Here is a 12898-nt window from a genome sequence, read left to right as displayed (position 1 = left end):
TAGACTATTGTCTCTTCGTAATTTCGTCTCTTAATTGGGCTGCTTTCATATAATCTTCTTCGTCAATTGCTTTTTGTAGCATTTTATTAAGTTGATCTAATGATACAGAAGAAAGATCTCCACCGCTTGATTCTGGAACTACACTGCTTTCATCATCTTCTTCAACACCTTCAAAATCTTCAATTTCAAGATCATCATCTTCTTCCAGTTCATCCTCAATGTGATCTACTTCATCTTGTTCCAATTCTTCTACTTGTATACCTGCCTCACCCATAATATTCTCATAAGCATAAATAGGGGCGTTGAAACGAATTCCAATAGCAACAGCATCAGAAGGACGAGAATCTAAAACAATTTCCTCTCCATCGGCAGTGATAATATGAATGTCAGCATAAAAAACTCCCTCTTTCAAATTAGAAATCTGTATATGATTAATTGATGCTCCTAATTTTAATGCGAAGTTTTTAAACAAGTCGTGGGTCATTGGTCTGTTAGATGAAATTTTTTCGATCTCCAATGCAATAGCTTGTGCTTCAAACATACCAATTATAATTGGCAGTCTTCTATTTCCATGTTTCTCTCCAAGTACTAGAGCAAATGAACCATGCGAAGTATGGCTAGCTGATAGCCCTAATATTTCTAATCTTACTTTATTCAAGACGTTTTTTATTAATTTCTACACAAATCTAAACATTATCAGCAAAAATCTAAATTGAATTTTGCTGACTTAGCTGTTTTATCGCAATATCTAGCTCATCCATAGTGTCTACTTCACTCAAAGTTTGTTCAGAAAGTGGAGTAATTAATTTAATATTGGCATCTTCAATCACTTCTCTCAAACTCTTTTTACCAAAAGCCAAAGCTTGTAATAAGTGTAAATAAGCTCTTGGTTCCCAAATTCCTAAAAGAGGCTGAGGGTCACCTGTATTTGTCGATTTATATAATGTAGCGACTTTTGTAGGATCCCTTTGTTCTATTAAATGCATAATAGTTTTATCATCAACAAAAGGTAAATCTACTGCAACGGTGATCCAGGCTGCATTGGGGTTATGTCTAAAAGCAGTAAGAAGAGCACCGAATGGACCTAAATTTAAAAAAGTATCGGGTAGTAAATTCAACTGATCAGAAAAAGTATTGACCTGATCAGGTCTACAAGACATATAAGAAGCATTGGTGTACCTAGAAAGGATCTCTTTCATATGAAAACGTTGTTCCTTTCCATGGTAATTGATCTTTGCCTTATCTTTACCTCCCATTCTTTTTCCTCTACCACCTGCAAGAAGTAATCCATTGATCTGTCCTACATCTGCTTTTATCTTGCTTTCAATAACTTGACAAATATGATGTATCTTTTCAATAGGAAAAGCCGGCTTCTGAAGAATATTATGGATACGTTCTTGCAAAATCTCTGGAATATCAGCTTCAGTAGTTCCATCTGCATAAATTATGCAAAGGACATTACTTAATCGGCTAATTTTTCGACTAATCTTCGAAGTATTTTCCTTATCGATGATAAGAATCTGCTTAGATGCTTTGAAATGATTACCATTGATGAACGCTACATCAATATCATTCAACACAACATGTCTTTCATTGACACTCAAAGCCTTCTTTACATCGATTCTAGAAAAGGTAATTTTATCAATTATCTCAACTCTCGATTTATGAGATAATGAAGTCTGAGAATCAACACCCAGTTCTTTTTCAAGTTCAGAGAATTGATGATCACAATCAATGTAACCAATATTCCAATTTTTAGACAAACTCTCTGTCAACCTAAAAATCAGTTCCTTTATTTTACTGGAAGAAGTACCTAAAAAAGCAACTTCAGTTCTACAGAACCTTCCAACTTTTGGACGTACTAAATCGTTATCCTGCATAAGATCTTTGGTTTATTCTCTGTAAAGTTACAAACATTGACTATAGGTGCAAAATCATTTTCACGTTGAAAAATCTTTGCGATAGTGTATTAGGAACAGCATATTGAGTACCATCATATGTCGATACCCAAGTATGAGAAATCACATTGTTATTCCCCAATACATTTAGTATTTCAACCCCAATAGAAAGGTTTTTCAAGAACTCCTCACTAGGGTTTTCAGCTTGTTTATTTAAAGCTATTATTTTTTGAAAACCAACATCCAACCTCATATAATCATTTCCACCACTAAAAGAATTTCTTAATTCAGGATTGTTAGGAGGGCCAAAAGGAAGGCCTGATCCATACATAAATCTCAGATTCATTCTCATGGTAGGATTATTAGGTAAATGATCTTGGAAGAACATCGTAAATGTTACTCTTTGATCGGTAGGCCTTCTAATATATCCACGTGGATCTCCGTCCACTTTTTCTTTTGTACTCATCACGCTCAATCCAACCCAAGATTGTGTACCTGGAATAAATTCACCACTTAAACGTGTATCAATACCTACAGCATATGCCTCTGCTTCATTTTCGCCAGAATATCGAATTCTAATATTATCTACATCATAAGGAACTACATTCCACATCTGTTTATAATAAATTTCAGATATCAATTTAAAAGGACGTCCCCATTGTTCAAAATTATAATCAATACCACCAATGAAATGCATAGAACCCTGCGCTTTTAGATCCAAATTAAGAGTGCCATCTGGTCTTCTCATTTCTCTATAAAAAGGAGGCTGATAATAAATACCTGATGCAAATGAGAATACTATATCCTTTTCCCACTCCGGTCTAAATGTATATTGTAAACGTGGGCTAACATTCAATTCTTCATTGATGGACCAAAATGTCCCTCTTAGTCCTAATGTAAAACGATGCAGTTCATTATTAGAAAGATAAGAACTCTGCAGATAGGCTGAATAACGCTGAGATGTAATGTGATTAACAGCTTGTATTTGATCTTCCACTGAAATCACATAATCTGCAGAATCCTTCACCTTATATTCATTCAAGTTGTCTTCAATGTCTTCAAACTTTGCTTGAAAACCTAATTCAGACTTCCAGTTTTGATTATGCTCATACACATTTCGATTTTCAATAATAAACACATTACCTTTTAAAGTGTTCCTTGAATACTGAAATTCACCACCTAATCCTTTTTCAGTGACATTTCCTGTAATTCCGTTTTCTAAATCTTGTAAATCACTGATTCTATAACCACTTTCCAGATTACTTCTCTCTCTTTCTTGTGTGATCATCGCCGAAGCGATCAAGTTACTCGTCAAGCTTGGATTGAAAGTATGAATCAATTTCACACCGCCTTGGAAAGTATCATAATCCAATTGTTCCTTACCTTCAAAACCAATAGTAAGATTATTGATTCCTTCTCCTGTTTGGAAATTGGTACTACGGGTAGAAGGGAAGACGCTATATCTATTGGCTCCATAAGAAAGTATCGCATCAATAAATGTTCTTCCATATTTTTCTTTCCCTGAGATATCAAAACTTAAATAAGACTGTACGTCACCAAATCTTGGTTTGTATTCTCCTTGCGTTTGTAAAGTACTGAGTAGGTATTCCGTCGATTTATAACGAGCTCCAATTATGGCAGAATGCTTTTTATTTTTTGAAGCTCCCTCTAAAGTAAGTGAACCTCCCAATAGAGAGGCTTCCAAAGTACCTCCAAAATCAACCGGTCTTTTATATTTGATGTTCAATGATGAAGATAGTTTATCACCATACTTCGCTTCCCAGCCTCCTGATGAAAACTCAATAGCTTCTACCATATTTGTATTGACAAAGCTCAAGCCTTCTTGTTGGCCGGCTCTAGCGATAAATGGTCTATATATTTCTATGTTATTGACGTAAACTAAGTTTTCATCAAAGCTACCTCCACGTACAGAATAATCGGAAGATAACTCATTGTTAGAGGCAATACCAAGGGCACCTGAAGCAACTAATTGTTGAGTAAACTCACCATAACCTACAGGAATTTCTCGTAAGTCTTCGCCTTTTACAAAAACGGTACTTGCTTTATCTCTTAATTCCTTTTGCGTTTTATCACTAGAAATCTCAACTTCCTTCAAATGATAGATTTGTTTAAATAATCTTGCATCGAGTGTTTTTATTTCATTTTCTGATAATTTAATTTCAAAAGCTCTAGGAGAAAAATTAGGATGTGAAAAGAAAACAGTGATAGTTGAATCAGCAGGTAAAGTAAGAATATAACCTCCCTTATCGTTGGTTAAATAAAAATTTTGCTTGTTTTTGCCTTCTTGAACAATTGCAGATCGAATAGGCATTCCTACTGAATCTATCAAAACTCCCCGTAAAGTAGCCGTCTGAGCTGTTAAATCTTGGGTAGCTCCAACAAATAAAACGAGTAATAGGACACAAAAAGATAGACTAAGTTTTTTTAGCATAATTGCAAAAAACGGTATTAAAAAATTACAATACTTAAAATAAAGTACATCTAAAAATTAATCTAATTTAGTGAAATTAAAATCTAGTTTACATTTTACACGTAATTTATCTGAAAAGTTAAGTTATTTTTGCTTTTTATATTTATATTAAATTCACGTTACGAACTTAATTAATTAAAAAAGAGATAATGAATAGCAATATTGTCGATAATGTACGAAATTATTTTGGTTCAGAATTCCCTGAAGAAGTGGCATTGGATCAAGCTTATCTTCATATGGGTATATTCATGGGTTGGGTAATCAAAATGGACTTATACAGTGATGATTATGAAGATGAATATGGGGCTCAGATTATACACTTCATGAACAATGAGATTTCACCAATTATTCTAGCAGCTACACTTGATGGTATTATCGATTATTCACTTTTCAGAGAAACATTAAAACCCTTTGTAAGATCTTATTATGGGGGTGGACAGTATTTGATGGATTACCAAAATACTTTGTCTGAGGGATTAAACTCTATGTTTCATGTAAAAGACAGTTCGGAGAATTTTGACACCATGAAAATAGTTATCTCCAACCGATACAAAGACTGGCTCACTTCTTAATCGCTCCTTTTTTTGACTTTTTTTTTAGAATACTTTTTATTTCACCTTTTAAATTGTGTCTACTTCCAATATTTAAGTAATTTTAGACTTACTTTTAAAATACAGATCACAATTTCCTCCATTCGATAATGAAAGGATCTTTCAAGCGAATATTTTTTGGTATTCTTCTTTTATTCATAATTCTTTTAGGCTCAATCTATGGCATACTAAGAGTGCCATATGTTCAAAACCTTGTCATTCAAAAAGTCACTTCTTACGTTTCTGAAAAGACAAATAGTGATTTTCAGATTGGATATATAGCACTAAATTTTCCGAAATCTTTAGTTTTGGAAGATGTAGCTCTCATTACTCCAAAAAATGAGACTTTATTTTCAGTTCAAGAACTGTCTGTTGATATCGACTTTGAAACTGTTTCACTAGAAAAAATCATTCTTGATGAAATTGCCATTATTGGCTTACAATCTACAGTGGTGATGAACAGTGATGAGCAGTTTAACTTTGATTATCTAATAGAAGCATTTTCTTCAGGTGAAGAGGAGGTGGTAGTAGAAGATACAACTACTTCACCATTGCCTGAAATTGTCATTCATTCTATTTTGATTGAAAATACTTCATTCAATTATATTGACAGTGTACTCAACCTCACCGCTGAAGTAGGGATAGGCAGAGCTGAAACTTCAATTCCTGAGATTGACCTAAATAATGGTGTTTATACCATCAATTATTTTGACTTAGAGAATTCTAAGGTCAACTATACTCAATTTGGGCCAATGCCTGTAAGTGAGACTCCTCCTGCTGAAGAAAGCGAGGGAAATACCGAAAGCACACCATTTATACTCCAGCTAAAAAAAGGAAAAATTGCCAATTTCTCTCTTGAATACAATGAAAATGTAATTAACGAAAAAGCACTTGTCAAAATTGGTCTTTATGAGATCAATGATCATTTGGTAGATTTAGAAAAGACCATTATTTCCATCGGTGAGAATAAATTAACGAATTCATATATAGAATATGCTTTGGTTTCTGACACAACAAAGGTAGAAGAGCCTTACGTAAAACCTAAGCTTACCGAACTCAACTCATTGGACTTAGGATGGAATATAGATATTAAAGAAACTCAAATTGAGAAGCTTTCTTTAAAATACGATGACAATCTTTATTCTCCTGTTGCATCAGGTCTTGACCCTAATCATATTTACTTTCAGCAAATTGATAATGTAACAAATGATATTGCGATCAATGATGAAAAAATTGACCTGGAGGTTTTCTCTTTTTACTTAAAAGAAAAAAGTGGGTTTAAAGTCAATAATTTAAGAACTAATGTTTCGGTAAAACCTCAATCATTATCAGTCAGCAACTTATTATTAGAATTGAATAATAGCTTTCTTCAAAATGATCTTTATTTAAAATACCCCAATTTATTTTTGATAGGGGATTACCCTGAAGAGTTATACTTCAAAAATTCTCTGAAGAAAGCACATATCGCATTTAGTGATGCCTCTATTTTTGATCCATCCTTAAAATCAGATACACTGATTCAACCTTTCTTAGCACATGATCTAGATCTAAAAACAGTAGTAGAGGGTAACTTATCACAAATGTCAATCGATAACACTCAACTCTCCACTTCATTAGGTATCAGTACATTTTTCAAAATGGACTTAGCCAATGTCATGTCTGATGACTCATTGCGTTACGATATGTCTATTGATTCACTTCAATTCTACACACCTCCGCTTTTAAGCATATTCTTGGATTCAACAATGCAGCAAGAGTATAGAATTCCTCGAAGAATTCAAGGAAATATTAAGGCACAAGGAGGATTAACAGATGTATCAACGCAATCTGAAATTGATATTTTTGATAATGGTTATTTCACACTTGATTTTAACCTTAAGAACGAAGATGAGTATCATTTGAATACCAAAACTCACGACTTAGATGTTGGGAGAATATTAAAGGATTCAACCATAGGAAAGATCAGTACTGATTTAACTTTAGATGGAAAAGGTTTTGATGTGGAGAACGATTTGCTTGCAGAACTTTCATTTAATCTTCAAAAAGCAGAATACAACGATTACGACTATCAAGGGTTAGCAATGCATATGAATATTGATAGACAATCTGCGGAGTGGGAAGCGAGAGCTGATAAAGAAGCAATGAATTTTGACCTTGTGGGTAGTGTTGATATGAACAAAGAAATTCCTACAGCTGCTATAAATGGTAAGGTAAATGTGATCGATCTTTATGCATTGAATTTATACGAAGATACACTGGCCTTCGGGATGGATATAGAATCTAATACAATTGGTTTTGATGTAGAAGATCTAAATTCTACGCTCAATCTCAACAAAATCTATTTTATCCAAGATAAAGAAAGACATGATGTAAGTTATATACGATCACATGTGGAATTAGACAGCACACACTTCTTTGTTAATTTAGAATCAGAGGCTGTCGAAGCTCGTGTCGAATCTGACGTTACACTTGACAGTATCTCAGTAATGATAGAACGTTATTTCTCTCAATTCTTATCATCAAGAGAAATGATTGGTCAACTGCCTCCATCAAATGGCAATTTGAATGGATACTTAAAAATCAAAGACAATGAATTACTGACAAATGGTACTATCAGAGGACTTGATAGTTTGGAATTTGAAAAATGTGAATTCCATTTCAATGCGTCTGCCAATACCTTTGACTTTGATCTGAGTATACCAAAATTGGCCTATTTGGATTATCAACTAGATACGATCTATACCAATGTTCATGCAAATACCGAAAAGCTAAAATACGATTTAGGTTTCCATCGATTCTTGATGTTGGGTTATGAAGACTATGCAGCTCATTATTGGAATTTTGGAGGAGATGCTTCCAATAACCACTTAAGCTTTAAAACAGAAGGCTTTAGTGAAGATCGTCAGAAACAGTGGTTGTATTTGGGTGGAGACCTTCAATTGGATTCAACTACCTATAAGTTTAGTTTAGATGATAAGATCATTGCTAATAACGAACGATGGTCAGTGAACAAGGATAACTATATTCTATCAGATGGCAATCTCCCTTATGTAAACAACCTTCGTATAAAAAAGGGAAAGCAGGTCATCAAATTAGAAACTTCTCAATACGATGAAAAAGACACAGTATATGCATTCCAAATTGACCAATTTTCTTTGGATTCAGCAACTTATAATGCTAAAACAGATACTTCATTAATCAATGGAGAGATCAATGCATTGGTCAATATTGGCAACTTACATAATGGAGGAGACCTTTCAGCTGATCTGTCAATTGAAGATTTTGGTTTCTTCAACCATATATTAGCCACAATTAAAAACACTGCATCCAACACCAAGAATAGAGATATTTTCTTAAATGAAACAAGTATCAAAGGTGCTATTGGTGATATGTCATCAAAAGCAACCTACAATTTGGTAGACAGTATTTCACCACTTGATTTATCAATTGATATTAAGGAACTAAAACTCGATGCCTTTGAGAAATTTACAGAAGGATATGCCTCTAATTTTAGTGGTGGTTTTCACGGTGGTATTGAAGTCAAAGGATTAGGGAAAGCTCCTTTAAATGTTGATGGAGAAATCTTAATGAACAAACCATCATTTAAAATCGACTTTTTAAATATCAGCCTTACAGGAATTGATGGAAGTATGCTTTTTGATAATTCTGGTATACATTTCAAACAATTTGGTTTTAAAGATGATGAAGGGCATTTAGCATTACTTAAAGGTGACATTGAAACTGAAAATTATGAGGACTATAATTTCAACTTAAGGTTCTCTGCCGATGATATTACCTTAATTAATTCTACATCCAAAGATAATCCTGAATACTTTGGAAAGTTGATCATTGGAAACCTTACTAAAATCAAAGGACCGTTGGATCATCTTTTAATCGATTCCGATGTGAGAATTAGTAGAGGTACTGACCTGACCTATGTATATATGGATGGAGGAGTTGGTGACATCGATACGGGAGATGATATTGTCAATTTTGTCGAAAAAGGGGACACAACAGTTGTCCGAAAAAAAGGCGACAACTATGAAATATCAGCAACCATACGTATTGATGAACAATCGATTTTCAGAGTAGTGATTGACCCAAGAGCTGGTGACGCTTTAACCCTTGTGGGAGGTGGTACATTAAACGTAAGAATGGATGCTGGTGATGATATGGTCATGTCGGGGCAGTACATCATAACAGAAGGAGATTACTCAATGACTTTTTATCAGTTGATGAATAAGAAATTAAAATTGGCCAAAGGTAGTAGTGTCCTTTGGACTGGAGATCCTTATAATCCTCAAGCCAATATGACCGCCATCTATGAAGCTTCTACATCACCTTATCCTTTAGTCGCCAATCAAATTGAACAGGCAGAAGCCAATCAATATAAAGCAAAAAGAAAGTTTGTGGTTTATATGAATATGAATGGAGATGTGATCAAACCAGAACTTTCATTTAAACTAGACTATCCAGAAGGTAGCCAAGGTGGAGATAAAATTGCATCGGCTGTAGAAAATCTAAATCAAGATGAATCTCAAGTAAACAAACAGGTCTTTGCTTTACTTATTTTAGGTACATTCTTAAATGATGCCGGTGGAGAAGGTGCAAGTACTTCTGATATGGTTACTGGTTCTGTAAGTTCCATCATCAGTCAACAATTAAACAATGTCACGGATAATCTTACCAATGGTTTTGTGGATGTTGATTTCGACTTAGATTCCTATTCACAATCCGACAAAGGACACCAAAGTAATAGAACAGACGTTGGTGTGACACTCAAAAAGACTTTATTCAATGATCGATTGAGTGTGTCAGTGGGTGGTAAAATGGCTGTCAATGGCAACCAAGCTAGCAATAACTCCAACAGCTTCAACACGGATTTCTTATTGGAGTATAAGCTACTCAATGATGGAACGCTGAAAAACCGATTATTCAGGTCTATTGATGCTCAATATTTCACTCCAGACGTGTTTAAAACAGGTGTTTCTGTTGTTTTCACGAAAGAGTATAATAATAGCAAAGAGCTATTTATTAAAAACCTTGATAAGAAAAAAGACATTAGAAAAAGAATGGGTATGATCAAGAGATCAAACTCAGGCGGTGGCATGATGAAAGCAGCTGACTCTGATAGTACTTCAAAAGGAAGTGGTATGAGGCCAGCAGTGAGTGATTCTGTTACAATTGATACAGATTCTTCTGCCACACATATCCAAATGGATAGTACTATAAATGAAGGCTCAAAACCTACACCATCTAATCCTATGGGGCAACAAAAAACTCCGATAGATGAATCAAACATTCTTCATTTATTTCTTCCTAATCAAAAAAACGAAACGACGATAATATCATTGGCTCAAAATGATGAATAAATTATTTTTTAATATTTCACTTATCTTACTTCTCGCACTAAATAGCTGTAGAATTACAAAGTACATTGAAGAAGATAAAGCTTTTTATACTGGTGCAACTATAGAATACCATACCGATACGGTTGGAGTTGATGGAGATTTAAAATATGCTCTTCTTGAAGTTGCGGAAACCACTGCTCCTAATTCTAAATCAGGGGCGTGGTATTATTACAGAGGTGAGAAAGCAAAGCATCCTAAAGGAATGAAAAAATGGATGGCTAAGACTTTTGGTAGTAAACCCGTGTATTACGATGAAAACGTAATGCAGAAAACAGCTGATCTCATTCAAAATAATTTAAATAATAATGGTTATTTTGATGCAAAAGTATACCACAAAAAGAAAAGTGATAAAGCTACAAAATCGGCTAGTGTCAAATACGAAGTATATGTAAAGAAGACGCCTTACCGATTAGACAGTATTTCATGGGAATTGGAAAGTGATATACCGCTTAATCAAAAAGTACTGGCAATAAAAGATCAATCTGAATTAGTTGGAGGAGAAAGGTACAGCTTAGATAATTTTAGAGAGGAAAGAATAAGAATCAATAATGCTTTAAAGGATTCTGGTTTTTATTTTTTCAGTTCAAACTATTTAATGTTTGATCTTGATAGTGCAAACGGTGATAATACAATTGACGTCAAAGCATATTTCAAAGAAATGCCTCAAAAAACAAAGAGGTTATATACAATAGATTCTGTATTACTTCAGCCTGACTTTGACCTTGATGGCTTGAATGCATCAAAAAGAAAGCAAAAAATAATTGAGATTGACTCAGGAATCATTTACAAAGGCGATCCCGTCAATTTGAAACCTAAAATTTTAGAACAAACGCTTCAAACAAGAACCGGTGATATTTACTCAAGACACAAACACCAAGCTTCTTTAAGACAATTTTCTGGGCTTGGGGTTTTCAAATATGTAAATATGGAGTTCACTCCTAAACCTACTGATGATCCTAATTATGGTAAATTGGACGTCAATGCAAAAATGTCTCAGGTGACACTTCACGCCATTTCAACTGAATTGGCAATGTCAACATGGTCTACAGGTTACTCAGGTCCAGAACTTGATATCACTTGGAAGAATAGAAATACTTTTGGTGGGGCAGAACGATTATCAATAACAGGCTTTACAGGTATTCAGAAACAATTTGGCGGTAAAGGAAATGGTATTGATGCAATTGCTTGGTACGGTATTGATGCAAAATTATCCATTCCAAGAGTTATAGCTCCAATCGAAGTACACCCTGGTAGTGATTTTTATATTCCTTATACCAACTTTGGTGTAGGCTTCAAGAGGTATCATTTTTTACCTAAATATACCCTGAACTACTTTAATACTTCCTACGGTTTTGAATGGAGAACCAATGAAAATATTAAACATACTTTAAACCCTGTTGCTATTAGTTTTCAAGCGACAGGATCTACTGATAGTACTACGATCGGGCAAGCTTTTCCTTCGTTGGAAGAAACGTTTAGAGATCAATTTATCTTAGGTTCAAACTACACATTTGAATATGCTCCAACTTGGGACAAGAAAAAAAGTTGGGGTAGTTTCTATTACAAAGGAGACATTGCGATCTCAGGTAACTTATGGTACGCCGCTATGCAGGCATTTGGTGGAGAAAAAAATCCAACAACAGGTCAGTATGAGATCTTCGGAAGTCCGTTTTCTCAGTATGTTCGTTTTACAAATGATTTCAGGTTCTTTTTTAGAACGTCTAAAAAAGGCTCTTTGGCCAACCGTTTAGTCATTGGTTACAGTAAACCTTGGGGAAATTCTACTGCTTTACCATTCGTTCAACAGTATTTTGTAGGTGGACCAAACAGTATTAGAGCATTCAAAACTAGAACCCTCGGACCAGGTAGTTATGACCCAAGTCAGAATACAAACCCAGGTGAGGACAGTCAAGATATTGGGTTTGGAGAACAAGCTGGTGATTTAAAGCTGGAAGGTAGCGTAGAGTATCGTTATGATTTACATCAATACCTTAAGTTAGCCGCATTTGTTGATTATGGTAATGTCTGGTTATCTAATAAAAATGATGACTTACCCGGTGGTGAATTCAAATTAGAAAATATGTTCAATGAAATGGCCATTGGAGCAGGGATAGGATTAAGAGTTGATGTTCAATTTTTTGTATTGCGATTTGATTTTGCAGTCCCTGTTAAAGTTCCTTACGTACCTGAAGATGGTGATCAATGGGTTATTAAAAATACAAAATTCAACGATATTGTTTTCAACCTTGCCATAGGTTATCCTTTCTAAACATCAAAAGCTTAAATTAAAGAAGTATTCATTCACTTTATCTATAATTAATAATTTGTTTTTTATTCATTTCTTTGGTTAAAACAATGAATTATAATTGTAGTAGTTGTTCTTATGCCTTATTTTTGATAAGTACTCAGACAAAAATAAGATACGATCAATTTTGACTTAGTGCACCTAAACAAGGGTAAAATATATTTTTAACTTCAGATCCTAATTATTTTAATACTTAAGATTTG

At 34.2% G+C, this 12898-nt stretch carries 6 protein-coding genes; 3 read left to right on the top strand and 3 right to left on the bottom strand.

The genetic code is table 11. From position 1 onward, the window contains the following. Positions 1-4: 4 nt before the first annotated feature. From IC221_RS12350 to IC221_RS12340, 3 genes are read right to left on the bottom strand one after another with little or no spacing between them, the layout of a single operon-like run. On the bottom strand, positions 5-658 hold the full coding sequence (locus tag IC221_RS12350) for a bifunctional nuclease family protein (RefSeq protein WP_188169263.1): 654 nt from the start codon (positions 656-658) through the stop codon (positions 5-7). 49 nt (positions 659-707) lie between these two features. After that, positions 708-1880: an NTP transferase domain-containing protein gene (locus tag IC221_RS12345; protein ID WP_052444280.1), complete on the bottom strand. Its 1173-nt coding sequence runs from the start codon at positions 1878-1880 to the stop codon at positions 708-710. 40 nt (positions 1881-1920) lie between these two features. Then, entirely contained in the window at positions 1921-4350 is a 2430-nt protein-coding gene (locus IC221_RS12340; protein WP_188169262.1) for a TonB-dependent receptor, read from the bottom strand. 188 nt (positions 4351-4538) lie between these two features. On the opposite strand from IC221_RS12340, the gene IC221_RS12335 reads away from it, so the two are divergent. The 3 genes from IC221_RS12335 to IC221_RS12325 all read left to right on the top strand — a co-directional run bounded on the left by IC221_RS12335 (position 4539) and on the right by IC221_RS12325 (position 12659). Further along, entirely contained in the window at positions 4539-4961 is a 423-nt protein-coding gene (locus tag IC221_RS12335; RefSeq protein WP_188169261.1) for a hypothetical protein, read from the top strand. Between the two features lie 128 nt (positions 4962-5089). Continuing rightward, on the top strand, positions 5090-10351 hold the full coding sequence (locus IC221_RS12330) for a translocation/assembly module TamB domain-containing protein (RefSeq protein ID WP_188169260.1): 5262 nt from the start codon (positions 5090-5092) through the stop codon (positions 10349-10351). Continuing rightward, a complete protein-coding gene (locus tag IC221_RS12325) occupies positions 10341-12659 on the top strand; it encodes a BamA/TamA family outer membrane protein (protein ID WP_188169259.1) in 2319 nt (772 codons plus the stop codon). The genes IC221_RS12330 and IC221_RS12325 overlap by 11 nt, the downstream gene beginning before the upstream one ends. Positions 12660-12898 lie beyond the last annotated feature (239 nt).

This window comes from Flammeovirga sp. EKP202, assembly GCF_014534745.1.
Classification (GTDB): Bacteria; Bacteroidota; Bacteroidia; order Cytophagales; family Flammeovirgaceae; genus Flammeovirga.
The sequence above is the reverse complement of the archived record's forward strand: the minus strand, read 5'-3'. Positions and strand labels throughout refer to the sequence as shown.